We start from the raw sequence: 25,621 nt of genomic DNA on the forward strand, positions 1-25,621 counted from the left end.
CCTTCGTCGCGTCCGGTCCCTCCCCCACGGAGGACCGGGTCCGCGACCAGGTGGGACCGTGCCGTTTCCGTCCGGCACGAGCCCACGGTCGGGGGGCGTGCCGGTCAGGCCACGCTCACGGCGGTCCAGGCCGCGGCCACGGCCGACTCCTGGGCGCTGCCGGCGCCGTAGAGGTCGCGGGCGGCGGACAGCGTCGCCGCCCGGGCCTGCGAGTAGGTGGTGCCGGAGGTCATGTAGACCGTCAGCGCGCGGAACCAGATCGCGTCGGCCTGGTCGCGGCCGATGCCGGTGACCGTGGAGCCGTCGCAGGTCGTCGAGCGGTGCGCGACCCCGCCGATCGTCTTGGCGCCCGAGCCCTCGGCGAGCAGGTAGAAGAAGTGGTTGCCCACGCCCGAGGAGTAGTGGACGTCGAGGTTCTTGGTGTCGGCGGAGTAGCAGTTGGGCGAGCTGCCGTCGGCGATGGGGTCGTCCATGCGCCGGAAGCCGACCTTCTCCTTCAGGTCGAACTCCTCGCCGATCAGGTAGTCGCCCGGGTCGGCGGGGTTGGCGGCGTAGAACTCGACCATGGTGCCGAAGATGTCGGAGGTGGCCTCGTTGAGACCGCCCGACTCCCCCGAGTACGTCAGGCCGGCGGTGTTCTCGGTGACGCCGTGCGACATCTCGTGGCCCGCGACGTCGAGGGAGACGAGCGGACCGAAGTTGGTGCCGTCACCGTCGCCGTAGGTCATCTTCTCGCCGTCCCAGAAGGCGTTGACGTAGTTCTTGCCGTAGTGGACCCGGTTGTAGGAGCCCGAGCCGTCCCCGAAGATGCCCTCGCGACCGTGCACGTCGGAGTAGTAGTCCCACGTGACGTCGGTGCCGTACTGCGCGTCGACGCCGGCGGAGTCGGGGTCGCTGGTCGTGCCGTTGCCGAAGCTCGTCGTGGGGCTGGAGACGACCTTGCCGGTGGCGCAGCCGACGCCGAGCACACCGCACAGGGCGGAGTCCTGCTTGCCCGCGAGATCGACGGTGTAGGTGCCGCCGCGGGTCACGTCGCGCAGCTCGTACGCCGACCCCGCGGGGGCGACCTGCAGCGGCACCGTGCCGCCGTAGAGCGACTGGCCGGAGCCGTCGACGGTCTGGATCTGCTCCTCGCGCCGCAGCACCTGCCCGGTGCGGGCGTCGACGTAGCTGGCCAGACGGCTGGGGGTGCCGTCGTCCTGGCGACCGGTCGTGACGACCTCCCACGCGAGGCGGGGCGTGCCGGCCAGGGCGTCGACGACCAGGCGGGGAGCCTGGTCGGCGGAGACCTCCATGCGGGCGATCGAGCGGGTGTCGGCCGCCGGGGCGGTGGCCCGCGCGGCGGCACGGGAGGCCGCGACGGTGGGCGTGACCGCCAGGTCGAGCGGGGTGTCGAGCGACTGGCTCACCCCGCGCCAGGCGTCGGAGGCCCCCTGGTGGACCACCAGGTCCCCGCCCAGCACGGGCAGGCCGCGGTAGGTGCGCTCCATGCGCACGTGGGTGGCGCCGCTGGGGTCGAGCATCGTCTGGGTGGCGCGCACCTGCTGGCCCGGGGCGTCGAGCGCGGCGCGGGGGTGGGCGGCGAGCGCCGCGACCGCGTCGCGCGCCGCGCCGGTGGCGCCGTCGAGCTGCTGCACCGTGCCACCCGCGGCGGGGCCGGCGGACGGGCCCTCCCCGGGGCCCGCGAGCGCGCCGGTGGTCTGGGCGCCGAGCGCCCCCAGCGCCAGCACTGCGGCCGCCGCGATCCCCGTGGTCCTTCTCATGCGTGCATCCCTCTCGCCTGCGCCGTCCGGAGGGACGGCGTCGGGGACGACCCTGCCAAGCGGGGGGCGCGCGCGGAACCGGCGCCGCACCTCAGGTTCGTGCATCGCACGAACCTGCAGATGTCCGCGACGCCGCGTCAGCGCAGGGCCTGCGGACGGATCGCCGGCCAGCGGCGCCCGGCCCCTCGGGTGCCGGTCCGGCCCCGGGGCCGGTCGGCCCCCCGTCGACCCTCAACCCAGGTCGAGCAGGTGCTCCAGCCCCACCGTGAGGCCCGGGCGCGACCCGATCACGCGCAGGGAGGCGAGCACCCCGGGGGTGAAGGAGGCCCGGTCGAGGGAGTCGTGGCGGATGGTGAGGGTCTCCCCCACGCCGCCGAGCACGACCTCCTGGTGGGCCACGAGACCGCGCACCCGCAGGGCGTGGACCGGCACGCCGTCGACGTCGGCCCCGCGGGCCCCGTCGAGCGCGGTCGACGTCGCGTCGGGCGCAGGGCCCAGCCCCGCCTCGCGGCGGGCGGCGGCGACGAGCTCCGCCGTACGACGGGCCGTGCCGGAGGGTGCGTCGGCCTTGTCGGGGTGGTGGAGCTCGACGATCTCCACCGACTCGTAGTGGGGCGCCGCCAGCGCCGCGAAGCGCATCATCAGCACCGCGCCGATGGAGAAGTTGGGGGCGATGAGCACCCCGGTGCCCGGGGAGTCCTCCAGCCAGCCGCGCAGCGTGGTCAGGCGCTCCTCGTCGAAGCCGGTGGTGCCGACGACGGCGTGGACGCCCTCGGCGACGCAGCGCTCGAGGTTGCCCATGACCACGTCGGGGTGGGTGAAGTCGACGACGGCCTCGACCCGCTGCTCGGCCAGCACGTCGAGGGAGTCGCCGGCGTCGACCTGCGCGACGAGCTCGAGGCCCTCGGCCCCGCGCACCGCGGCGCAGACGGCGCTGCCGACCTTGCCGCGCGCGCCGAGCACACCGACCCTCAGGGCTCCCGGGGCGTGCCCCTGCCGACCGTCCTGCGACTGCGCTGCTTCCACGGCGCCAACCTACCGGCCACGCGCTCGCGGACTTCTGGCAGTCTTGCCCCCATGGTGCTGCAGACGATCCCGGCCCGGATCCGCTGGTCGGTCGACCTCATGGACGTCCAGCCGGGTGACCACGTGCTCGAGATCGGCTGCGGACCCGGCGCGGGCGCGGAGCTGATCTGCAGCCGGCTGGAGACCGGCAAGCTCTTCGCGATCGACCGCTCGGAGTCCGGCGTCGACCGCACCAAGCGCCGCTGCGCGCGCTACGTCGAGTCGGGGCGCCTCACCGTGCGCCAGATCGACCTGGCCACGCTGCGGGTGCCGGTCAAGCGCCTGAACAAGGTCTACGCCTTCAACGTCAACCTCTTCTGGGTGCGCGACTGCGCCGACGAGATCGCGCTGCTGCACGAGCGGGTCGTGCCGGGCGGCGCGGTCTACCTCTTCTTCGAGGCCACGCGCCCCGAGGAGGTCCCGACCATCGTCGAGAAGTGCTCCGCCGCGCTCGCCGAGGGCGGCTTCCGCGTGCAGGTCGTGCAGCGCAAGGTGCCCTCGGTCGTCGGCATCGTCGGACGGCGCTGAGCGCGCCGCCCGACGACGCCCGCTGCAGGGCGCGTGGGACGGGGCCGGCTCAGGCCGGCCCGACCACCGCGAGGATCTCGGGGCGGGCGAAGATCTCGGCCGCGATCCGCCGGGTCTCCTCCAGGGTCACCGCGTCGATGCGCTCGATGACCTCGTCGATGCCGAGCAGCTCGTCGTAGACCAGCTCGGCCTTGCCCAGCCGCGACATCCGCGAGCCGGAGTCCTCCAGGCCCAGCACGAGGCCGCCGCGGAGCATGCCCTTGCCGCGCTCGAGCTCCTCGGCGGTGATGCCGTCGGCGGCCACCCGGGCCAGCTCGGCGCGCACCACGGCGAGCACGTCGTCGAGCCTGGCCGGCAGGCAGCCCACCGAGACCCCGACCAGGCCGGAGTCGAGGTGGTGGCTCTCGAAGGAGTAGACCGAGTAGGCCAGTCCGCGACGCTCGCGGACCTCCTGGAAGAGCCGGCTGGAGGTGCCGCCACCGAGGGCGGTGTTGATGACCCCGAGCGCGAAGCGGCGGGGGTCGTTGCGGGTGATGCCCTCCATGCCGAGCACGACGTTGACCTGCTCGAAGGGGCGGGTGGTGGCGACCGTGCCGGGGCGCACGGGCAGCAGCGCCCGCCCGCCGGCCGCGTCGTCCGCGCCACCCGGGGCCAGGGTCACCGGCTCCTCGTCGCCGTCGAGGAAGCCCCCCCGGCCGAAGGCGGCCTCGACCTGCGCCACGACCACGTCGTGGTCGACGTTGCCGGCCACCGCGACCACCATGGTGGCGGGGCGGTAGTGGCGCCGGTAGAAGGCCACGATGCGCTCGCGCGTCATCGCGGTGATCGACTCCTCGGTGCCCGCGATCGAGCGGCCCAGCGGTGAGGTGGAGCCCCACGCCTGCTCGGCGAAGAGGTTGTGCACCACGTCGTCGGGGTCGTCGTCGTGCATCGCGATCTCGTCGAGGATGACGTCGCGCTCGGCCTCGACGTCGTCGGCGTCGATGCGGCTGGCGGTGATCATGTCGCCGAGCACGTCGACGGCCAGGGGCAGGTCGTCGTCGAGCACCCGGGCGTGGAAGCAGGTGTACTCCTTGGCGGTGAAGGCGTTGAACTCACCGCCCACCGCGTCGAGCGCGATGGAGATGTCCAGCGCCGAGCGCTCCGCGGTGCCCTTGAAGAGCAGGTGCTCGAGGAAGTGCGAGCAGCCGTGCAGGGTGTCGTCCTCGTCGCGGGAGCCGACGCCGACCCACACCCCGATGCTGGCCGAGCGGACCCCGGCCATGTGCTCGGTGATGACCCGCAGACCCCCGGGCAGGACCGTACGCCGCACCAGCGACACCACGGCGCCCGCGGCGTCGGTGACGGTCTGCAGCGTGTGGGCCGTGCCCGGGCCGCGGGCGGCGAGCCCGCGGTCGGACGGGGCGGAGGGGCCGGACGCGCCGGCCTGGGAAGCGGTCGACCCGCCCGAGGTGCTCGGGCGGGTCGACCGGGGTGCAGCAACCACGAAGGGTCAGGCCTCCTCGGGGGCGGTCTCCGCGGCGGCGTCGTCGCCGCCCTCGGTCTCCTCGACCACGGGGATCAGGGAGAGCTTGCCGCGGTCGTCGATCTCGGCGATCTGGACCTGGACCTTCTGGCCCACCGCGACGACGTCCTCGACGGCGTCGACGCGCTTGCCGCCGGCCAGGCCGCGCAGCTTGCTGATGTGCAGCAGCCCGTCCTTGCCCGGCATCAGCGACACGAAGGCGCCGAAGTTGGTCGTCTTCACGACGGTGCCGAGGTAGCGCTCGCCGACCTCGGGCATCGTCGGGTTGCCGATCGCGTTGATCGCCGCCTTCGCGGCGTCGGCGGCGGCACCGCTGGTGGCGCCGATGTAGACGGTGCCGTCGTCCTCGATGGAGATCGAGGCGCCGGTGTCGTCCTGGATCTGGTTGATCATCTTGCCCTTCGGGCCGATGACCTCGCCGATCTTGTCGACGGGCACGCGCACGGTGATGATGCGCGGCGCGGTCTCGGCCATCTCCTCGGGCTCGTCGATGGCCTCCGCCATGACGTCGAGGATCGCCAGGCGCGCGTCGCGGGCCTGGGTCAGGGCCGCGGCGAGCACCTCGGCGGGGATGCCGTCGAGCTTGGTGTCGAGCTGCAGGGCGGTGACGAACTCGCGCGTGCCGGCGACCTTGAAGTCCATGTCGCCGAAGGCGTCCTCGGCGCCGAGGATGTCGGTCAGCGCGACGTACTGCGTCGAGCCGTCGACCTCGCCGGAGATGAGGCCCATCGCGATGCCGGCGACGGCGGCGCGCAGCGGCACGCCGGCCTGGAGCAGCGACATCGTCGAGGCGCAGACCGAGCCCATCGAGGTGGAGCCGTTGGAGCCCATGGCCTCGGAGAGCTGGCGGATCGCGTAGGGGAACTCCTCGCGGGTGGGCAGCACGGGCAGCAGGGCGCGGCGCGCGAGCGCACCGTGGCCGACCTCGCGGCGCTTGGGCGAGCCCACGCGGCCGGTCTCGCCGGTGGAGAACGGCGGGAAGACGTACTTGTGCATGTAGCGGCGCGACTTCTCCGGGGAGAGGGTGTCGAGCTGCTGCTCCATCTTGAGCATGTCGAGGGTGGTGACACCCAGGATCTGGGTCTCGCCGCGCTCGAAGAGCGAGGAGCCGTGCACGCGCGGGATCACGCCGACCTCGGCGTGCAGCGGGCGGATGTCGGCCAGGCCGCGACCGTCGATGCGGACCTTGTCGCGCAGGACGCGCTCGCGCACGAGCGCCTTGGTCAGCGAGCGGAAGGCGGCGCCGAGCTCCTTCTCGCGACCCTCGAACTGGCCGGCGAGCTTCTCCAGGACGGCGGCCTTGACCTCGTCGGTCTTGGCCTCGCGCTCCTGCTTGTCGCCGATGGTCATCGCGGCGGCCACGTCGGACTGCGCGGCGGCCTCGACGGCGGCGTAGACGTCGTCCTCGTAGTCGAGGAAGATCGGGAACTCCTGCACGGGCTTGGCGGCCACGTTGGCCAGCTCGACCTGCGCCTCGACCAGCTGCTTGATGAAGGGCTTGGCCGCGTCGAGGCCGCCGGCGACGATCTCCTCGGTCGGGGCCTGCACGCCGCCCTGGACCAGGGTCCAGGTCTGCTCGGTGGCCTCGGCCTCGACCATCATGATGGCGACGTCGCCGGTCTCGGTGACGCGGCCGGCGACGACCATGTCGAAGACGGCGCGCTCGAGCTCGGAGTGCTTCGGGAAGGCGACCCAGCGGCCGTCGATGAGGGCGACGCGCACGCCGCCGACCGGGCCGGAGAAGGGCAGGCCGGAGAGCTGGGTGGAGATCGACGCGGCGTTGATGGCCAGCACGTCGTAGGGGGTGTCGGGGTTGAGCGCCATCACCGTGATGACGACCTGGACCTCGTTGCGCAGGCCCTTCTTGAAGGTCGGGCGCAGCGGGCGGTCGATGAGGCGGCAGGTGAGGATGGCGTCCTCGCCCGGGCGACCCTCGGAGCGGAAGAAGGAGCCGGGGATCTGGCCCGCGGCGTACATCCGCTCCTCGACGTCGATCGTCAGGGGGAAGAAGTCGAAGTGGTCCTTGGGGTGCTTGCCCGCGGTGGTCGCGGAGAGCAGCATCGTGTCGTCGTCGAGGTAGGCCGTGACGGAGCCGGCGGCCTGGCGGGCCAGCAGCCCGGTCTCGAACTTGACGGTGCGGGTGCCGAAGGGACCGTTGTCGATGACGGTCTCGACGGCGGAGATCACGGGCTCAGCCGTGGTGTTCTCGGTCAAGGGGTGTCCTTGTTCTGTGCTCGCGGAGCGGACCGCGGCGTCCCCGCTCGAGGTGGCGGGCGTCTTGCGACGAGGATCCCGCGTGGGTGACCCTCCCGATAGCTGCTGGGAGGGGGCCGGTCTTCGATCGAGGCCCGCAGCGCGTCCGCCTCCTGGCGGGTCTGAGGGCCACTACCGAGGACCGGGCCGACGATGCGGGTCGCTCCTGGTGGGTGGAGATGGTGTGGAGATTCAGTTGTTCCGTCTCCGAGCGTAGTGCCCGGAGCCGTAAATGCGAGGGAGCGGCTGCCCGCGAGGGGCAGCCGCTCCGCCCGTCAACGCGGTGTCAGCGACGCAGGCCGAGACGCTCGACGATCGAGCGGTAGCGGGCGATCTCCGTCTTCTGCAGGTAGTTCAGCAGGCGACGGCGCTGGCCGACGAGCAGCAGCAGACCACGACGGCTGTGGTGGTCGTGCTTGTGCTGCTTGAGGTGCTCGGTGAGGTGGCTGATGCGGTGGCTCAGCAGCGCGATCTGCACCTCGGGCGAGCCGGTGTCGCCCTCGGTCGTGGCGTACTCGGCGATGATCTTCTTCTTGGTCTCCGCGTCGGTACCGATCGACATGCGGTCTCCTTCCGTGCCCGAGGTGGGCGTTCGCTGCGCGGCGCGCCGGGGCCTGTTCTCCCGGGCACTCTCGTTCCGCGGCCGTTGGACGGCGGTGTTCGTGTGAGGGTCGTGCGAGGTGGTGCCGCTGCCCGCGGCGACGGCGTGCGACGTGCTGCGGGCAACCGGTGAAGGTTACCGCGCGCACACCGGGGCCCCCAAAAGGGCGTCAGCCGACGCTCACGTCGACCCAGGCGGGGGTCGCGTCGACGCGACCGCCGCCGTCGCGCGCCCGGGCGCCCATCCGGTAGGACCCCGGCGCGAGCGCCGGCCAGGTCCACGACCAGGTGGTGGGGCTGGCGAAGCGCGCGGCGGGCGTCGAGGCGCCGTCGTTCCAGGTGAAGGGCCCCCACGCCCCGGTCGCGGCGTCCCACCACCGGCCTGTGGCCCGGTCCTGCAGCGCCACGTCGACCCAGCCCACCCCCGAGAGGTCGGTGGCCCGGCCGGCGAGGACGACGTCGCCCGGCGGGAGCGCCTGCCCCGCGGTCGGCGACGTCACCCGGGTCTCGGCACCGGTCCGGTCGGGCTCGGCGAGGTCGACGACGAAGGAGGCCGAGGCGCCGACGGGGTCCTCTCCCCCGCCGGTGTCGACCGCGCGGGCGACCACGACGTACTGCTCCGCGGCCGGCGGGGTCCAGGTCGCGCTCCACGCGGAGGCGGTGGCGCCGGGGGCCGCCAGCGTCGCGGTCGACCAGGTCGGGTCGGCCGCCCAGCCGCTGCCGGTCCACCAGCGGCCGCTGCGCACGTGCTGCACCGCCCAGCGCACCGCGGCCACGCCGCGGTCGTCGCCCGCGTCGCCGGAGAGGGCGACCGTGCCGGGCAGGAGGGTGGTGCCGGGCGGGGTCACGGTGGTGCTCGGCGCCACCGGGTCGGGCTCGCGCACCGAGACCTCGGTGCTGCGCACCGGCGCCGAGACCGTGCCGTCGGCGTCGCGGGCCCGGGCCTCGAGGTGGTAGTCGTGGTCGGTCTCGGCGCCGGGGAAGACCCAGCGCCACCGGGCCGAGGTGGGGCTCCCCGACCACGGGGCCAGACCCCAGGTCTGCGCGGTCGCCCAGGTGGCCGTGGTCGGGTCCCACCACAGGCCCGTGGCCCGGTCGCGCACCGACACCTCCACCGAGGCCAGCGACCGGTCGTCTCCCGCCAGGCCCTCGACCACCACCGGGCCGGGCGTGACCGAGCCCGTGGCCGGCGAGGTCAGGGTCAGCGTGGGCCGTGAGAAGAGGTACGCCGGGCGCGCGCGGCCCGGGTCGAGCACGACGACCCGGTCGTTGGAGGAGTCCGCGACGTAGAGCAGGCCCGCCGCGTCGTGGGTGATGCCGGCGGGGTTGCGCAGCTGCAGCGGACCCGAGCCCACCGAGCCCCAGCGCCCGAGGAAGGCCCCGCCGGTCGTGAAGGCCTGCACCCTCGACTGCGCCTCGTCGGTGGCGTAGACGACGCCGTCGGAGACAGTGACGCCCCACAGGCCGGTGAACTTGCCGGCCGCGGTGCCCCTGCCGCCGAAGCTGCGCAGCGCCGGACCGCCGGTGGGGCCGTAGACGTAGATCTTCTGCTGGTTGGTGCCCGTGTCGGCGACGTAGACCAGACCGGTGGCCTCGTCGACGGCCACGGTCCGCGCGTTGCGCGCGATGGTGGCGACCTGCGCGCCGGTGTCGGCGTCGAGCACCTTGACCTGGGCGCTGCTGTTCTCGTAGGTCGACCCGGGGTCCGCGACGTAGGCGTAGCCGCTGCCGAAGGCCATGCCGAAGGGCTTCTCGAGCATGCCGGGCTCGTTGTTGCGCCGGTTGCCCTCCTCGCCGACCTGGAAGAGGAAGCCGGCCTCGTCGTCGTAGACGAAGATCGTGCCGCCGGCGTTGTTGCTCACCCAGACGCGGTCGCGCGCGGCGTCCACGGCGATGCCGCGGGGGTACTTCACGCCGTAGGGCGGGGTGTTGCCGCGCCCGCCCCAGCAGCCGGTCCACGTGCCGTCGGCGGCGTAGCGGCAGAAGCGCTGGTTCCAGGAGTCCGCCACCCAGACCTCGCCGGTCGCGGGGTCGACGCCGACGTCGCGCGGCTGGCCCAGCTGCCCGCCGGGGCGCTCGGGCAGCGGGGTCGGCTCGACCCCGCGCGAGGCGCCGGTCAGGGGGTCGAAGGCCTGGATGCGGTAGTTGCCGTACTCGCTGACCCACAGGTCACCCTCGGGCCCGAAGGCGAGCTGGCGCGGGGCGACGAGGCGCCCCGGCTCGGTGCCGTGGCCGCCGATCTGCAGCAGCGGTCGGCCGTCGAGGTCGAAGACCTCGACCTGGTCCTGCACCGCGTCGACGACGTAGAGGCGCCCGGCCTCGTCGTCGACCACCACGCTGCGCAGGTCGCCCGAGAGCGCGCCGGGCACGTCGGCCTCGCCGGAGGTGCCGATCGAGCGGATCAGGGTGCCGTCGGGCGAGAGCACCTGGACCCGACGGTTGACGGCGTCGGCGAGGTAGACCCGTCCGTCGGAGCCCACGTCGATGCCGTAGAACTGGCCCGGCTTCTGGCCCGGGAAGGACAGGTCCCACGAGGAGACCTGGGCACCCCCGCCGGGGGCCAGGCGGATCAGCCGCGAGGGGTCGGCGTCGGTGTTCCACAGGTGGCTGTCGAGCACCCACACGTAGCCCTCGTCGTCCACGGTGACCCACGCGGTGTAGGTCTGGGAGCCGGACGTCGGGTCGACCACGACGTCGGGCAGCCGCGTGCCGTCGGCGGCGTAGTGGGCCAGGGTGTCGGGCTTGGGCTTGCCGACGTAGGTCTCGCCGGTGCGCGGGTCGACGGCCACCGAGGCCAGGACCGACTCGGGGTCGCCCGAGGCCGCGCTGGGCTGCGGGAGCACGCCGGTGGAGCGCCAGTCGGCGTCGAAGGTGCGCACCTGGTAGTTGAAGTAGTCGCCGACGATCCAGCGCTGCGAGACGGGGTTCCACGCCAGGCCCCAGGGGAAGAGGCTGGCGCGACCGGTGCCGCCGATGGTGCGCACCAGCGCGGGAGGCTTCCACGGCTCGGCCGCCGACGCTGCGCCGGAGCCGATCCCGGCCCGGTGCGGGCCCGGCGCCGGGAGGAGGGGGAGGAGGGGCAGGGCGAGGGCGAGGAGCGCGACGAGCGCCCCGGTCACCGCACGGCGCGCGACAGGCTTCACCCAGCGAGTCTGCGAGCGCGCCGCCGCACCCGCGACCCCCATTGTGGGGAGCCGGTCCGGGCGGAGCCGGTCCGGCCGGGCTCCCCCGGCCCGGACCCGCTCAGCCCTCCAGCAGCGCGAGCACCGCGGCCCGCGCGGCCTGCGGGTCGGGCGCCGAGAGCGCGGCCTCCGCGGCCTCCTCGCACGTGGCCATCGACACGGTGCCGAGGCGGGCGCCGACCGACCGCACCGCGGCCGAGGCCATCGACAGCGAGGTGACCCCCATGCCGACCAGCGCGCAGGCCAGCAGCGGGTCGGCCGCGGCCTCGCCGCACACCCCCACGGGCTTGCCGGCCTCCTGGCCCGCGTGGGCGGTGATGGCGATCAGCTGCAGCACCGCGGGCTGCCACGGGTCGGTGAGGTGCGCCAGGTCGGTGGCCATGCGGTCGGCCGCCATGGCGTACTGCGTGAGGTCGTTGGTGCCGATCGAGAGGAAGTCGACCACCTCGAGCATCCGGTGGGCGAGCAGGGCGGCGGAGGGCACCTCGACCATGACCCCGGCCTTCAGCCCGCGGGAGCGCACCGCCTCCGCGAACCCGGCCGCCTCGGCGACCGTGGCGACCATGGGCGCCATCACCCAGGTCTCGGTGCCGGTGCGCTCCGCAGCAGCGGCGATGCCGTCGAGCTGACGCTCCAGGAGACCGGGGTTGTCGAAGGAGAGCCGCAGCCCGCGCACGCCCAGGGCGGGGTTCTCCTCCCCGTCGTGGGTGGCGAAGGCGACCGGCTTGTCGGAGCCGGCGTCGAGGGTGCGCACGACGACGTAGCGCTCACCGGAGAAGGGCGACAGGACGTCGGAGTAGATGTCGGCCTGCTCCTCGACCGAGGGCTCCTCGGTGCGGTTGAGGAAGCACAGCTCGGTGCGGAAGAGCCCGACGCCCTCGACGGGGCCGGTGGCCGCGCCCGCGGCGCTCTCGCCGTCGGCGACGTTGGCCAGGATCTTCACGCTCGTGCCGTCGGTGGTGCGCCCCGGGCCGGTCCAGCCCTCGACCGCCGCGCGGACCTCGCGGTCGGCCGCGACCCGGCGGGCCGTGTCGGCCTCGTCGGGGTCGAGCTCGACGACGCCGGTGGACCCGTCGACCAGCAGGCGGGTGCCCGAGCGCAGGCCCATGGCGCCCGCCGTGCCGACCACGCAGGGGATGCCGAGCTGGCGCGCGATGATCGCGGTGTGGCTCGTGGGCCCGCCGCGCTCGGTCACCAGCGCGACGACCACCGTGGGGTCGAGTCCCGCCGTGTCGGAGGGCGCGAGGTCCTCGGCCACCAGCACCGACGGCTCCTGCGGCGTGGGCACGCCCGGCTCGGGCTCGCCCACGAGGTGCGCCAGCACCCGGCGCTCGATGTCGCGCAGGTCGGTGACCCGCTCGGCCATCAGCCCGCCCATCTGCGTGAAGACACCCACGAACTGCTCGACGCCGGCGGCCAGGGCGCTCAGCAGGTCCTCACCGGAGCGCAGGTGCTTGCGCACGGCGATGCGCAGGCCCTTGTCACGGGCCAGGCCCGCGCTGGCGGTGAGCACCTCCGCGGCCGCGCCGTGGGCGCTGCCCGCGCGGCGCTCGAAGCCGGCCGCGACCGCGCCCGCGGCGTCGTCGTAGGCCCGCAGGGCGGCCTCCTCGTCGAGGGAGGCGCCGTCGAAGGCCTCGATGGCGGCGGGGCTGATCTCGGAGCGGACCACGAGCGCGGGCCCGGTCGCCAGCCCGGGCACCACCGGGGTGCCGAGGAGCTGGTCGGTGGACGTCTGGGTGACCATGGCCACAACTTATCCCCGGAATCACTTGACAGTCAAACAGAAACGGGGATAAAACAACATGAACGCAGAACCACGCCGGCCGAGCCGGTGACCGACCAGACCGGCAGGAGCCGGCAACCGAGAGGGGGGACGAGGGCAATGTACGCAGAGGAACGCCAGCAGGCCATGGCCCAGCTCGTCGCCGACCGCGGCCGGCTGTCGGTGACCGCGCTCGCCGAGACCTTCGAGGTCACCACGGAGACCGTCCGCCGCGACCTGTCGGCGCTCGAGCGGATGGGCCTCGTGCGGCGTGTCCACGGCGGGGCGATCCCGGCCCACACCCTCGCCGCCATCGAGTCCGGCCTGCTCGAGCGCGACCAGGCCAACGTCGCGCAGAAGGACCGCATCGCCCAGGCCGCGCTCGACCTGCTGCCCGCGCCCGGCTCGGTCGTGCTCTTCGACGCCGGCACCACCACCGCCCGCCTGGCCAGCCTGCTGCCCCGCGACCACCAGCTGATCGTGCTCACCCACTCGGTGCCGATCGCTGCCCGCCTCGCGACCGTGCCCCACATCGAGCTCCACCTGCTGCCCGGACGCGTGCGCACGACGACGCAGGCCGCCGTCGGCGCCGACACGGTGGCCGCCCTCGAGCTGGTGCGCGCCGACGTCGCCTTCGTCGGCACCAACGGCATCACCGTGGGCCACGGCCTCAGCACCCCCGACCACGACGAGGCCGCCACCAAGCGGGCCATGGTCGCCGCCGCACGCCAGGTCGTCGTCCTCGCCGACGCCGCCAAGGTGGGGCAGGAGGCCCTGGTGCGGTTCGCGTCGCTGGAGGACGTCGACCTGCTCGTCACCGACGACGCCATCGACCCCGAGCACGCCGTCGGGCTCAAGGACCACGACGTGGAGGTCGTCATCGCATGATCGTCACCCTGACGCCCAACCCCAGCCACGACCGGACGGTCACGCTCGACGCCCCGCTCGAGCGCGGCGCCGTGCAGCGCGCGGCCTCGGTGCTCTCGCAGGCCGGTGGCAAGGGCGTGAACATCTCGCGCGCCTCCGTGGCCGCAGGAGTGCCGTCGATCGCGGTGCTTCCCGCACCCTCCGACGACCCCTTCGTGCTGGAGCTGCTGGCCGCCGGGATCGACTGCCGCCCCGTCGACGGCACGGGCAGCCCGCGGGTCAACATCACCATCACCGAGCCCGACGGCACGACGACCAAGCTGAACAGCCCCGGGCCCGACGTGACCCCCGAGGTGCTGCGGGCGCTGGTGGACTCGCTGCGCCGCCGGGCGGGCAGCGCCGACTGGATCGTCCTGGCCGGCTCGCTGCCCCCCGGCGCGCCCAGCTCCTGGTACGCCGAGGTCGTCACCGCCCTGCGCGACACCCCCGCCCGGGTGGCGGTCGACACCAGCGACGCCCCGCTGCGCGCCCTCGTCGACGCCCTGCCCGGGGCGGCGCCGTACCTGATGAAGCCCAACGGCGACGAGCTGGCCTCCTTCACCGGCGGCGACGCCGAGGAGCTCGAGCGCGACCCGCACGCCGCGGCCCGCGCCGCCCGGCTGCTGGTCGACCGCGGGGTCTCCACGGTGCTCGCCACCCTCGGCGGCAACGGCGCCGTGCTCGTGACCGCCGACGGCGCGTGGCACGCCTCTCCCCCGCCCACCACCGTGGTCTCCACGGTCGGTGCGGGCGACTCCAGCCTCTTCGGCTACCTGCTGGGCGACCTGCGCAAGCACTCGCCCGCCCAACGACTCGCGCTCGCCGTCGCCTACGGCAGCGCGGCCGCCGGACTCCCCGGCACCACCATCCCGCTGCCCGCCCAGGTCCGCCCGGACCTGGTCGCGGTGCGCGACCTGCTCGACACCCAGGAGGGTGAACGTGTCTGACCTCATCACTGCCGACCTGGTCCGCCTCGACGCGGACCTCGGCTCGGAGAAGCACGACGTGATCCGTGCGCTGGCGGCGACGGTCGGTGAGGCCGGCCGCGCCACCGACGTCGCGCAGCTCGCCGACGACGCGATCGCCCGCGAGGGCACGTCGCCCACCGGCCTGCCCGGCGGCATCGCCATCCCCCACTGCCGCACCGCCGGCGTGGAGGAGCCGACGCTCGCCTTCGCCCGGCTCTCGCCGCCGGTCGACTTCGGCGCCAAGGACGGGCCCGCCGACCTCGCCTTCCTCATCAGCGCTCCCGCGGGCGGCGACGCCACCCACCTGCAGCTGCTGACCAAGCTGGCCCGCGCCCTGGTGAAGCCGGCCTTCACCGACGCCCTGCGCGCCGCCGAGACGCGCGAGGAGGTCGTGGAGATCGTCGCCGACGTGCTCGGCACGGCCCCCGCGGCCAAGCCGGCCCCCGCGGCCGCGGCCGCCGCGGGCTCGTCGGCGTCCGCCGGCGTCGCCACCGCCACCGCGCCCGCCGCCGCCACCCCGGCCGCCGCCACCGCCACCCGGCGCCGCCTGGTCGCCGTCACGGCGTGCCCCACCGGCATCGCCCACACCTACATGGCCGCGGAGGCCCTCGAGGCCGCCGCCGAGCGGGCCGGGGTCGACCTCGCCGTCGAGACCCAGGGCTCGGCCGGCTCGACGCCGCTGGGCGCCGACGTGATCCGCCAGGCCGAGGCCGTCATCTTCGCCGTCGACGTGGGGGTGCGCGACCGGGCCCGCTTCGCCGGCAAGCCGTTGGTCTCCTCGGGCGTCAAGCGGCCGATCGACGCCGCCGACGCCATGATCGCCGAGGCGCTGCGCAACGCCGACGACCCCGGCGCTCCGCGCGTCGAGGGCTCCGGCTCCGACGCGGGCGCCGGCTCGGGTGCCGGCACCGGCGGCGGCGAGACGTGGGGCGGCCGCACGCGGCGGGTCCTCATGACCGGCGTGTCCTACATGATCCCGTTCGTGGCCGCCGGCGGTCTGCTGATCGCCCTGTCGTTCCTCTTCGGCGGCTACGAGATCGTCGGGCCCTACGGCGAGATCGCGGTCAACAACACGCTGTTCAACCTGCCCGACGTCGACGCCCTCGGCCTCGACCACGCCCTCTTCGGCTCCGGCCTCATGGCCTACATCGGCGCGCTCTTCTTCATCATCGGCAAGACCGCGTTCATGTTCTTCATCCCCGCCCTGGCCGGCTACATCGCCTACGCCATCGCCGACCGTCCCGGCATCGCGCCCGGCTTCATCGTCGGCGGTCTGGCCGCCAACATCTTCGGCGTCGTCGACGGCGACGGCGTCGGGGTGCCGGCCACCGGGTTCCTCGGGGCCATCGTCGGCGGTGTGCTCGCCGGCGTCATCGCCCACTGGATCGGCTCGTGGAAGGTGCCCTCCTGGGCGCGCGGCCTGATGCCCGTGCTGGTCATCCCGCTGCTGACCTCGATCATCGCCGGCCTGCTGATGCTGGTCGTCCTCGGCCGCCCGATCGGCTGGCTGATGGACCAGCTCAACGACGGTCTGAACTCGATGAGCGGCAGCTACGCCATCCTGCTCGGTGTCGTGCTCGGCCTGATGATGGCCTTCGACATGGGCGGCCCGCTCAACAAGGTCGCCTACTCCTTCGCCGCCGCCGGCGTCGGCGGCGCGGCCCTCGCGGCCGACGCCCCCGAGCTCAAGATCATGGCCTCGGTCATGCTCGCCGGCATGGTGCCCCCGATCGCGCTGGCCCTGGCCACCGTCGTGCGGCCGAAGCTCTTCACCCAGCCCGAGCGGGAGAACGGCAAGGCCGGCTGGCTGCTGGGCGCCTCGTTCATCACCGAGGGCGCCATCCCGTTCGCGGCGGCCGACCCGCTGCGTGTGATCCCCTCGATCATGCTCGGCAGCGCCGTCACCGGCGGCCTCTCGCAGGCCCTCGACGTCAGCGTCCGGGCACCGCACGGCGGCATCTTCGTGCTCTTCGCCGTCGACGGCGTGCTGGGCTTCATCATCGCCCTGGTCGCCGGCGTGCTCGTCGGCGCGGCCGCGGTCATCGTGCTGAAGTCCACGGCCAAGGACCCCGCTGTCGCCCCCGTCGCCTGACCCCGCCACACACCCGCCCGCACCCACCCCCTCCGAAGGAGCACCATGCCCAGCAAGACCGTCACCGTCGGCTCCGCCGTCGGCCTGCACGCCCGCCCCGCCGCGATCATCTCCGAGGCGGCCGGTGAGCTCGACTCCGAGGTCATGCTCGCCGTCGAGGGCGAGGAGCCGGTCGAGGCCAGCTCCGCGCTGCTGATCATGACCCTGGGCGCCGGCAAGGGCGACTCGGTCACCGTCTCCGGTGACTCCGAGGCCGACGTCGAGGCCATCGCGGCCCTCGTCGAGAAGGACCTCGACGCCTGACGTCGTCCCACCCCGCGCGACCAGACCGGCCCGGCGCCCCCACGGGGGTGCCGGGCCGGTCCGCGTCCCGGACGGTCCGGGGCCAGCGGCGGGTGCCAGGGCGTCCGGGGGCGGCGCCGGGGTCCGCCGCGAGCGGGAGGGGGTCAGGCCGCGGTGCGGGCGCGCAGCGCGAGGTAGACCGCGCGCATCCCCACGGCCCGCTCGACGTGACGGGTGACGCCGGAGAAGAACTGCTCGCGGTAGGTCTCGTCGGTGACCGCCGAGACCGTGAAGTAGAGACCGGAGAAGGCGGCGAGGAAGAGCGCGACCTTCACCAGCTCCACCGAGACGCTCGGCAGCCAGGTGAGGCTCGTGATGCTCTCGCGGGCGGTCCAGGCCAGCTGCACCTGCTCCCCCATGGCCAGGGAGCCGAAGAGCAGGAAGAAGGCGAAGACCATCGCCACCAGCAGCAGCACCTGCACGGCCTGGATGACCAGGAGCACGAGCACGAGGTTCCACCGCTCGAAGCCGGTGACCTCGGCGCGGGACGCAGGATCGGCCGTCGCGTCGGCGAGCAGCTCCTCGCAGGCGGCCTCCAGCGGTGTGCCCCGGCAGGCGCGCCGCAGGAACGCGTCGTCGACCGCGTCGTCGGCGCGGTCGACCTCCTCGGGCAGCCGCACCAGCAGGAAGGCCACGGCCAGGCCGCCGAGCAGCAGCACCAGCAGCCACAGCACGCCGGGGGCGAGGCTGGCCGAGAGCTGCCACACCTCGGCGTTGATGAAGAGGAAGGTCATGAAGAGCAGCAGCAGCGGCAGCGCCCGGGTGGCCATCGGCAGCAGCAGCCGCAGGCTGCCGAACGTCCGGCCCAGCGCCCAGGCGAGGATCGGGCGCAGTCGCAGCGCCGTGAGGGCGTACCAGCCGAGGGCCGCCAGCCCGAGCGAGACGAGCAGCGCCGGCGCCGCGCTGAGCTCACCCACCAGCCACGCCAGCAGACCGCCCAGTGTGCCCGCCACGACCGCGACGACCAGTAGCAGGGGTGCGGTGCGGCCGGGCTTGAGGGCCTGGCGCGCCGCCGCACGCTCGGAGGGCACGAAGTAGGTCAGGCCGTTGCGGGCGAACCACGTCTCCGCGGCCGCGAGGTCGGTCGGGGTCGACGACTCCCCCATCAGCCGAGCAGCAGGTCGCGGGCCCGCGCGACGTCGTCGGCCATCTGCACCAGCAGCTCCTCGACCGAGGCGAAGGCGGTCATGCCGCGCAGGCGCTCGACGAAGGAGACCTCGACCTCGACGCCGTAGAGCTCGAGGTCGGTGCGGTCGAGCACGTAGCTCTCCACGCGCCGGTCGCGCTCCCCGGCGAAGGTCGGGTTGGTGCCGACGCTGATCGCGGCGGGCAGCGGGTCGCCCGTCGCGCCGACGCGGCGCAGCCAGCCGGCGTAGACGCCGTCGGCCGGGGCCGCGACGCTCGCGTCGATCGGCACGTTGGCCGTGGGGTAGCCGAGCTCGCGCCCACGCTGGTCCCCCTGCACCACGACGCCGCGGACGGCGTAGGGCCGACCGAGCGCCTCGGCCGCGCCGGCCACGTCGCCGGCGGCCAGGCACGTGCGCACGTAGGTCGACGACCACACCATCGGGCCGCCGTCGAGCGGGATGCCCTCGGCGGCGAAGTCGTGGCGCAGCCCCTCCTCGACCAGCGTGGTCACGTCGCCGGCGGCCTTGTGGCCGAAGCGGAAGTTGGCCCCGACCACGACGCTCGCGGCGTGCAGCGCGTCGACGAGGACCTTGACCACGAACTCCTCCGGGGTCCAGGCCGCCACGGCGCGGTCGAAGGGCAGGGCCAGCACGGCGTCGGCGCCGGCCTCGTCGAGCAGCGCGGCGCGTGCCTCCATCGTGGTGAGCGTCGTCGGCGCGTGCTCGGGACGCAGCACGGCCATCGGGTGCGGGTCGAAGGTCACCGCGACGACGGGGCGGTCGCCGGCGAGCGAGCGCGCCCTCGCCAGCACGCGACGGTGACCGAGGTGGACGCCGTCGAAGTTGCCGACCACCACGACCGAGCGCGGCTGGTCCGGGGGGACGTCGTCGAGGGAGCGCCAGATCTGCACGGTCAAACCCTAGACCCGGGCCCTCAGACGAAGACGGCGACCGCCCGGGCCCGGTCGTCGCGGGGCTCGTAGAGGGCCAGGAACTCCCCCGCCGGGTCGAAGAGCGCGGTGAGGCCGTCGAGCGCCAGGTCGAGCGGGCGCCCGATGCGCACGTCGCCGGCCTGACGCGCGTCGAGGTCGAGGCACGCGAACGCCGCGCGGGCGGCGGCGGCGACCGGCAGCAGTGCGCCGGGACCCCGCTCGGCCAGCTGCTCCAGGGTGGTGGCGACCGTGAGGTCGTAGGGCCCGACGGCCGTGCGGCGCAGCGCGGTCAGGTGGCCGCCCACGCCCAGCACCCGACCCGCGTCACGGGCGATGGCGCGCACGTAGGTGCCGCTGGAGCAGCGCAGCGCGACGTCGACGTCGACCACGTCGGTGGTCGGGGACGCGCCGGCGCCGTGCCCCGTCACCGCACCGCCGGGCACCCGGCGCACGTCGAGGACCGTGAGCTCGTGGACCGTGACCGGGCGGGCGGCGAGCTGCACGTCCTCGCCGTCGCGCACGCGCTGGTAGGCGCGCTTGCCGTCCACCTTGATGGCCGAGACCGCGGTCGGCACCTGCTCGATGTCGCCGACGAAGCCCGCGAGGCTCTCGCGCACCGCCGCCTCGTCGAGGTGACCGGCCGGCGTGGTCGAGACGACCTCGCCCTCGGCGTCGTCGGTGGTCGTGGCGACCCCGAGGCGCACGGTGGCGGCGTAGGCCTTCTCGGTGAGCATGAGGTGGCCCAGCAGCCGGGTCGCCCGGTTGGCGCCGAGCACGAGCACGCCGGTGGCCATCGGGTCGAGCGTGCCGGCGTGGCCGACCTTGCGCGTGCCGAGCGCCCGGCGCGCCCGGGACACCACGTCGTGCGACGTGATGCCGCCGGGCTTGTCGACGACCAGCAGGCCGGCGAGGTCGGTCACCGGAGCTCGTCGCCCCCGGCGTCGGGCTCCGCCGCCGAGGCGCCGTCCGTGGCGACCCCGTCCACGTCGTCTGCCTCGTCGTCTGCCTCGTCGTCGGCCTCGCGGGGCTTCTTGTACGGGTCCTCCCCGCCGGCGTACGTCGCACCGCGCGCAGCGGCCACGGCCTCGTCCTGGGCCCGGGCACGCGCGAGGACCTCGTCGAGCTGCCGGGCGGTGTCGGGGAGCGCGTCGGCGACGAAGGTCAGCGTGGGCACGTGACGCATGCCGAGCTGCTTGCCGACCTCGGAGCGGATCAGGCCCTTGGCCGACTCCAGCGCGGCGGCGGTGCCGGCCCGGGCGGCCTCGTCGTCGCCGTCGGCGCCGAGCACGGTGTAGAAGATCGTGGCCTGCTGGGTGTCGCCGGTGACGCGCACGTCGGTGACGGTGACGAAGCCGAGGCGCGGGTCCTTGACGCGACGCTCGAGCATCTCGGCGACGATGACCTGGATCCGGTCGGCGATCTTGCGGACTCGGGGGCTGCTCATGTTCTCACTCTCTCGCACGCCCGACTGGGGCGCTGGCTGGCGGTGGCCTCGCGGACCGGCTCGGAGGGTCGATCAGGAGCGCGGGATCTCGCGCATCTCGAAGGACTCCACGACATCGCCGATCTTGATGTCCTGGAAGTTGCGCAGCACCAGACCGCACTCGAAGCCCTCGCGGACCTCGGAGGCGTCGTCCTTCTCCCGGCGCAGGGAGGACAGGTCGAGGTTGTCGGCGACCACGGCGTTGTCGCGCAGCACGCGCGCCTTGGCGTTGCGTCGCACGACACCGCTGGTGATCATGCAGCCCGCGATGTTGCCGATCTTCGACGAGCGGAAGATCTCGCGGATCTCCGCCTGGCCGAGCACCGACTCCTCGTAGACCGGCTTGAGCATGCCCTTGAGGGCCGCCTCGATCTCCTCGATCGCCTGGTAGATGATCGAGTAGTAGCGGATCTCGACGCCTTCCTTGTCCGCCATCTCGGTCGCCTTGCCCTGGGGCCGGACGTTGAATCCGATGATGATGGCGTCGGAGGCGGCGGCCAGGTCGACGTTGGTCTCGGTGATCGCACCGACACCGCGGTCGATGACCCGCAGGCTGACCTCGTCGCCCACGTCGATGTGCGACAGGGCGTCCTCGAGCGCCTCGACCGAGCCGGACACGTCGCCCTTGAGGATGAGGTTGAGCTCCTGGCTCTCGCCCTTCTCCATGGAGGCCATGAAGTCCTCGAGGGTGCGACGCACGCGGCGCTTGGCCTGCATGGCCGCCCGCTCGCGCGACTCGCGCTTCTCGGCGATCTGGCGGGCCATCCGGTCGTCCTCGACGACGATGAAGTTCTGACCCGCGCCGGGCACGGCGGTCAGACCCAGCACCATCGCGGGGCGCGACGGGTCGGCCTCGGTGATATTCTCGCCGTGCTCGTCGAGCATGGCCCGCACGCGGCCGTAGCCGGCGCCGGCGACGATCGAGTCGCCCACGCGCAGCGTGCCGCGCTGGACCAGCACCGTGGCCACCGGGCCGCGGCCGCGGTCCAGGTGCGCCTCGACCACGAGGCCCTGCGCGTCCTGCGTGGGGTTGGCCCGCAGGTCGAGCGAGGCGTCGGCGGTGAGGACGACGGCCTCGAGGAGCTTGTCGAGGTTGAGCTCGGACTTGGCCGAGACGTCGACGAACATCGAGTCGCCGCCGTACTCCTCGGGCACGAGGCCGTACTCGGTGAGCTGGCCGCGGACCTTGGTCGGGTCGGCGTCGGGCTTGTCGATCTTGTTGACCGCGACCACGATCGGCACACCGGCGGCCTTGGCGTGGTTGAGCGCCTCGACCGTCTGCGGCATGACGCCGTCGTCGGCCGCGACCACGAGGATCGCGATGTCGGTCGCCTGGGCACCACGGGCACGCATGGCGGTGAACGCCTCGTGACCGGGGGTGTCGATGAAGGTGATGCGACGCTCGTCGCCGTCGACCTCCGCCGCGACCTGGTAGGCACCGATGTGCTGCGTGATGCCGCCGGCCTCCTTGGCCACGACGTTGGCGTTGCGCAGCGCGTCGAGCAGCTTGGTCTTTCCGTGGTCGACGTGACCCATGACGGTCACGACCGGCGGCCGGATGACCAGGTCGCTCTCGTCGCCCTCGTCCTCGCCGAACTCCAGGTCGAAGGACTCGAGCAGCTCGCGGTCCTCGTCCTCGGGGGAGACGACCTGGACGACGTAGTTGAGCTCCTCGCCCAGCAGCTCGAAGGTCTCGTCGTTGACCGACTCGGTGGCCGTGACCATCTCGCCGAGGCTGAAGAGCATCTGCACGAGGGAGGACACGTCGACGCCGATGCGCTCGGCGAAGTCGGTCAGCGAGGCGCCGCGGGGCAGCTTGACGGTCTCGCCGTCGCCCTTGCGGACGCGCACGCCGCCGATGGTCGGCGCCTGCATCGCCTCGAACTCCTGGCGACGCGCCCGCTTCGACTTGCGACCACGACGCGAGGGACCGCCGGGGCGACCGAAGGCACCCTGCGTCTGACCGCGCTGGCCGGGACGACCGCCGCCGGGACGACCGCCACCGGTGGGGCCGAAGCCGCCGGGACGACCCGGGGCACCGCCGCCGCCGGGGCCACCGCGACCGGGGGCGCCGGGACGACCCGGGGCACCGCCGCGACCGGGGGCACCCGGGCGACCCGGAGCGCCGGGACGACCGCCCGGACCCTGGCCGAACGCGGCCGGGGACTTGGGCATCATCGCGGGGTTGGGACGGGGCATGCCCGAGCGACCCGGCGCACCGCCGTCGCGACCGGCCGGCGGACGCGGCGGACGCTGGTCACCGGCGCTCGCGCCGCCACCGGCACCGCCGGGAGCGGGCGCGGCGGGACCGCGGTCGCCGCCGGGGGCCGGGGCGGAGGGCCGACGGCCCATGCCCTGGTTGGACGAGAAGGGGTTGTTGCCCGGGCGCGGCGCGCCGGGGCGGCCGACCGGACGGGGTGCCGGCGACTTGGGGGCACCCGGAGCGGGGGCCGCCTTCGCGGCGGGAGCGGCGGGTGCTGCGGGGGCGGCCTTGGCCGCGGGTGCAGCCGGCGCCGCGGGGGCGGCCGGAGCCTCCGGAGCCGCGGGCGCCTGCTTGCGCGGGGCCGGCTTGGGGCCCGGGCGCGGGCCCGACGGGGCGGGCGCGCTCGGTGCGGCGGCGGCCGGCGCGGCGGCCGGAGGCGTCGACGCCGCCGGCTGGGCCGGGGCGGCGGGCGCCGGGGCGGCGGGCTTCGCCGCAGCGGCGGGGCCGGGCTTGGCGGCGGGGGCGCTGGGTGCGGGGGCGGCGGCGGGGCCGTCGCTCTTCAGCTGGGGTCCGATCTCCTTGCGGAAACGCATCTCCGCAGGGAGCTCGACGGTCGAGCTCGCCGACTTGACGAACTCCCCCATCTCCTTGAACTTCTCGAGAACGAACTTGCTCTCGACACCGAACTCCTTGGCGAGCTCGTGAACGCGGGTCTTGGCCACAATTCTCCTAATCGGCCCCTCGACCCGGTCGGGTGTCTACGAGAGGCGGTGGTGGTGGTGCAAACTCATCGGAAAGAACTCATCGAGTGCTCATGAGCTGCTGCTCCAGTCCTGGTCGTTCGATCCGGAAGTGGATCTGCTGGTCGATCGTGATCGGTCGTCGTGCTCGCGGGCTGCGACCCACTCCCCCACCGGCGCGCTGCCCGGGCCGTCGGTGAGCCGGAGGGCCCGCCCGAACGCCTTGCGTCGCACCGCGAGGTCGTAGCAACCGGTGGTGGGGTGCAGGTGTGCTCCCCGGCCGGGCGCGGTGCCGTCGGGATCGGGCACGACGACCGAGCGGCCGTGCGCGTCCGAGCCGGCGGTGACCCGCAACAACTCGCGCTTCGCGGCCCGGGTCCGACAACCCACGCAGGTCCGGACGGGGCCCTCGAGGGGCCGGTCGTCCGGGGAGGTGCGGGAGCTGTCTGGTCGAGCCACTGTGACGATCCTAGCCCGACACGCCCGACCTTTCCGAACCGGCGCCACGGTGCGGCGCCGCCGGAGCCCCCGGACGGCACCGGGTCCCGCCGGTCGCCCGACCGGTCAGTCGCCCGGTCGCTCGGTCGGCGCCTCGTCGGAGCGGATGTCGATGCGCCACCCCGTCAGGCGGGCGGCCAGGCGGGCGTTCTGCCCCTCCTTGCCGATGGCCAGGGAGAGCTGGAAGTCGGGCACGACCACGCGCGCCGAGCGGGCGGCGAGGTCGACGATCTCCACCGAGGTCACCCGGGCCGGGGACAGCGCGCTGGCGACGAGGGTCGCGGGGTCCTCCGACCAGTCGACGATGTCGATCTTCTCGCCGTTCAGCTCGGCCATCACGCTGCGCACGCGCTGCCCCATGGGCCCGATGCACGCCCCCTTGGGGTTGATGCCGGTGGTGCCGGGGCGGGCGTGCACGGCCATCTTCGTGCGGTGACCGGCCTCGCGCGCGATCGCGGCGATCTCGACCTGACCGCTGGCGATCTCGGGCACCTCGAGGGCGAAGAGCTTCTTGACCAGGTTGGGGTGGCTGCGCGAGAGCGTGATCTGCGGGCCGCGCATGCCCTTGCGCACCGACACCACCAGGCACTTGATGCGGCTGCCGTGGGTGTACTGCTCGCCCGGGACCCGCTCGCCCACCGGCAGCAGGGCCTCGAGCTTGCCCAGGTCGACCATCACGTCGTCGGGGTTGCGTCCCTGCTGGACGACCCCGGAGATGATGTCGCCCTCCTTGCCGGCGAACTCCCCGAAGCGGATGTCGTCCTCGGCGTCGCGCAGGCGCTGGAGCATGATCTGCTTCGCCGTCGTCGCCGCGATCCGACCGAAGCCGGCCGGGGTGTCCTCGAACTCCCCGACCTTGACGCCGTCGTCGTCGAGCTCGGCGGCGAGCACCGTGACGTGGCCGCTCTTGCGGTCCAGCTCGACCCGCGCCTGCTCGCTGGCCCCCGGGGACTTGTGGTAGGCCGTGAGCAGGGCCTGCTCGATCGCCTCCACCAGCACCTCGAAGGAGATCTCCTTCTCGCGCTCCAGCATCCGCAGGATGCTCATGTCGATGTCCATCAGGCGTCCTCCCCCTCGTCGTCCCCGTGCTCGGTGTCGTGCTCGGTGTCGTCCTCGGCGTCCCCGGCCCCGTCGGGCTCCTCGGAGCCGGCCCGGCCGCCGCCCGGGCGGTTGAACTCCACCTGCACCAGCGCCTTGGCCACCTCGGCGTAGGTGACCAGCTGCTGCTGGCCCGCGACGTCGAGCGTGGCGGTCTCCTGGCCGGTGTCGGTGATGCGACCGGTCATGCTCGTGCCGTCGGCGAGGGTGACCTTGACCAGGCGGTCGGTGTTGCGGCGCCAGTGGCGCGGGAGCGTGAGCGGGCGGTCGACGCCGCGGGAGGTGACCTCGAGGGTGTAGGGGTGCTCGCCCATCACGTCGGACTCGTCGAGCACCCGGTTGACCTCACGGGTGGCCTCGGCGACGTCGTCGAGGGTGACCCCGCCGTCCTGGTCGACCGCGACCCGCAGGACCCGACGCTTGCCGGCGGGGGTGATCTCCACCGCCTCCACGTCGAGCCCGAGAGCGGCGAGGGGGCCGGTGAGCTCCGCCTCGATCCGCTCGCTGTCCTGTCGTGTGCTGCTCACGGGTCGCAGCCTCCCTCTTCTCTTGTG

The 25,621-nt window shown here is 74.0% G+C and carries 20 protein-coding genes; 5 read left to right on the forward strand and 15 right to left on the reverse strand.

Annotation, left to right across the window (positions count from 1 at the left end):
• Positions 1-104 precede the first annotated feature (104 nt).
• Positions 105-1,763 (reverse strand): M4 family metallopeptidase, encoded by a 1,659-nt coding sequence (locus tag M3673_RS02595; RefSeq protein ID WP_251531293.1) that lies wholly within the window; start codon positions 1,761-1,763, stop codon positions 105-107.
• 231 nt (positions 1,764-1,994) lie between these two features.
• On the reverse strand, positions 1,995-2,738 hold the full coding sequence (gene dapB / locus M3673_RS02600) for a 4-hydroxy-tetrahydrodipicolinate reductase (protein ID WP_251532765.1): 744 nt from the start codon (positions 2,736-2,738) through the stop codon (positions 1,995-1,997).
• Between the two features lie 102 nt (positions 2,739-2,840).
• Between dapB and M3673_RS02605 the strand changes: the two genes are divergently transcribed.
• Positions 2,841-3,356, forward strand: coding sequence for a trans-aconitate 2-methyltransferase (locus M3673_RS02605; protein ID WP_056862428.1), 516 nt, complete (start codon positions 2,841-2,843; stop codon positions 3,354-3,356).
• 49 nt (positions 3,357-3,405) lie between these two features.
• Here the strand turns inward: M3673_RS02605 and M3673_RS02610 are convergent, their stop codons facing one another.
• The 5 genes from M3673_RS02610 to ptsP all read right to left on the reverse strand — a co-directional run bounded on the left by M3673_RS02610 (position 3,406) and on the right by ptsP (position 12,660).
• Positions 3,406-4,842 (reverse strand): pitrilysin family protein, encoded by a 1,437-nt coding sequence (locus tag M3673_RS02610; protein ID WP_308196081.1) that lies wholly within the window; start codon positions 4,840-4,842, stop codon positions 3,406-3,408.
• A gap of 6 nt (positions 4,843-4,848) precedes the next feature.
• The gene (locus tag M3673_RS02615) at positions 4,849-7,095 is read right to left on the reverse strand and encodes a polyribonucleotide nucleotidyltransferase (RefSeq protein ID WP_193664904.1); all 2,247 of its coding nucleotides are present in this window, start codon (positions 7,093-7,095) and stop codon (positions 4,849-4,851) included.
• 325 nt (positions 7,096-7,420) lie between these two features.
• The gene (gene rpsO, locus M3673_RS02620; protein WP_056862426.1) at positions 7,421-7,696 is read right to left on the reverse strand and encodes a 30S ribosomal protein S15; all 276 of its coding nucleotides are present in this window, start codon (positions 7,694-7,696) and stop codon (positions 7,421-7,423) included.
• 208 nt (positions 7,697-7,904) lie between these two features.
• Positions 7,905-10,877 carry an NHL repeat-containing protein gene (locus M3673_RS02625; RefSeq protein WP_251531295.1) on the reverse strand — a complete coding sequence of 991 codons (2,973 nt, stop codon included), beginning with the start codon at positions 10,875-10,877 and terminating at the stop codon, positions 7,905-7,907.
• Between the two features lie 100 nt (positions 10,878-10,977).
• On the reverse strand, positions 10,978-12,660 hold the full coding sequence (ptsP, locus tag M3673_RS02630) for a phosphoenolpyruvate--protein phosphotransferase (protein ID WP_056862916.1): 1,683 nt from the start codon (positions 12,658-12,660) through the stop codon (positions 10,978-10,980).
• 138 nt (positions 12,661-12,798) lie between these two features.
• Between ptsP and M3673_RS02635 the strand changes: the two genes are divergently transcribed.
• From M3673_RS02635 to M3673_RS02650, 4 genes are read left to right on the forward strand one after another with little or no spacing between them, the layout of a single operon-like run.
• Positions 12,799-13,566: a DeoR/GlpR family DNA-binding transcription regulator gene (locus tag M3673_RS02635; protein WP_251531297.1), complete on the forward strand. Its 768-nt coding sequence runs from the start codon at positions 12,799-12,801 to the stop codon at positions 13,564-13,566.
• Positions 13,563-14,531: a 1-phosphofructokinase family hexose kinase gene (locus M3673_RS02640; protein ID WP_193664910.1), complete on the forward strand. Its 969-nt coding sequence runs from the start codon at positions 13,563-13,565 to the stop codon at positions 14,529-14,531. The genes M3673_RS02635 and M3673_RS02640 overlap by 4 nt, the downstream gene beginning before the upstream one ends.
• Positions 14,524-16,644: a fructose-specific PTS transporter subunit EIIC gene (locus M3673_RS02645; RefSeq protein WP_374108172.1), complete on the forward strand. Its 2,121-nt coding sequence runs from the start codon at positions 14,524-14,526 to the stop codon at positions 16,642-16,644. Before M3673_RS02640 ends, M3673_RS02645 begins: the two co-directional genes overlap by 8 nt.
• A gap of 45 nt (positions 16,645-16,689) precedes the next feature.
• The gene (locus tag M3673_RS02650) at positions 16,690-16,947 is read left to right on the forward strand and encodes an HPr family phosphocarrier protein (protein ID WP_056862421.1); all 258 of its coding nucleotides are present in this window, start codon (positions 16,690-16,692) and stop codon (positions 16,945-16,947) included.
• Between the two features lie 143 nt (positions 16,948-17,090).
• Here M3673_RS02650 and M3673_RS02655 read toward each other — a convergent pair whose 3' ends face one another.
• The 8 genes from M3673_RS02655 to rimP all read right to left on the reverse strand — a co-directional run bounded on the left by M3673_RS02655 (position 17,091) and on the right by rimP (position 25,594).
• Positions 17,091-18,092 carry a hypothetical protein gene (locus M3673_RS02655; protein WP_193664914.1) on the reverse strand — a complete coding sequence of 334 codons (1,002 nt, stop codon included), beginning with the start codon at positions 18,090-18,092 and terminating at the stop codon, positions 17,091-17,093.
• On the reverse strand, positions 18,092-19,024 hold the full coding sequence (locus M3673_RS02660) for a bifunctional riboflavin kinase/FAD synthetase (protein ID WP_193664916.1): 933 nt from the start codon (positions 19,022-19,024) through the stop codon (positions 18,092-18,094). The genes M3673_RS02655 and M3673_RS02660 overlap by 1 nt, the downstream gene beginning before the upstream one ends.
• Positions 19,025-19,047: 23 nt before the next feature.
• Complete coding sequence (gene truB, locus M3673_RS02665) at positions 19,048-19,965, reverse strand: tRNA pseudouridine(55) synthase TruB (RefSeq protein WP_251531301.1); 918 nt, start codon at positions 19,963-19,965, stop codon at positions 19,048-19,050.
• Positions 19,962-20,489, reverse strand: a complete 528-nt coding sequence (gene rbfA, locus M3673_RS02670) for a 30S ribosome-binding factor RbfA (RefSeq protein WP_251531308.1) — start codon at positions 20,487-20,489, stop codon at positions 19,962-19,964. The genes truB and rbfA overlap by 4 nt, the downstream gene beginning before the upstream one ends.
• Positions 20,490-20,561: 72 nt before the next feature.
• A complete protein-coding gene (infB, locus tag M3673_RS02675) occupies positions 20,562-23,453 on the reverse strand; it encodes a translation initiation factor IF-2 (protein WP_251531310.1) in 2,892 nt (963 codons plus the stop codon).
• A gap of 90 nt (positions 23,454-23,543) precedes the next feature.
• Positions 23,544-23,978 carry a YlxR family protein gene (locus M3673_RS02680; RefSeq protein ID WP_308196082.1) on the reverse strand — a complete coding sequence of 145 codons (435 nt, stop codon included), beginning with the start codon at positions 23,976-23,978 and terminating at the stop codon, positions 23,544-23,546.
• Between the two features lie 57 nt (positions 23,979-24,035).
• Entirely contained in the window at positions 24,036-25,028 is a 993-nt protein-coding gene (gene nusA / locus M3673_RS02685) for a transcription termination factor NusA (RefSeq protein WP_056904576.1), read from the reverse strand.
• Positions 25,028-25,594: a ribosome maturation factor RimP gene (rimP, locus tag M3673_RS02690; RefSeq protein ID WP_251531312.1), complete on the reverse strand. Its 567-nt coding sequence runs from the start codon at positions 25,592-25,594 to the stop codon at positions 25,028-25,030. The genes nusA and rimP overlap by 1 nt, the downstream gene beginning before the upstream one ends.
• Positions 25,595-25,621: the final 27 nt, after the last annotated feature.

This window comes from Nocardioides sp. P86 (genome assembly GCF_023712465.1).
In the GTDB taxonomy this organism is placed as follows: Bacteria; Actinomycetota; Actinomycetes; order Propionibacteriales; family Nocardioidaceae; genus Nocardioides; species Nocardioides kribbensis.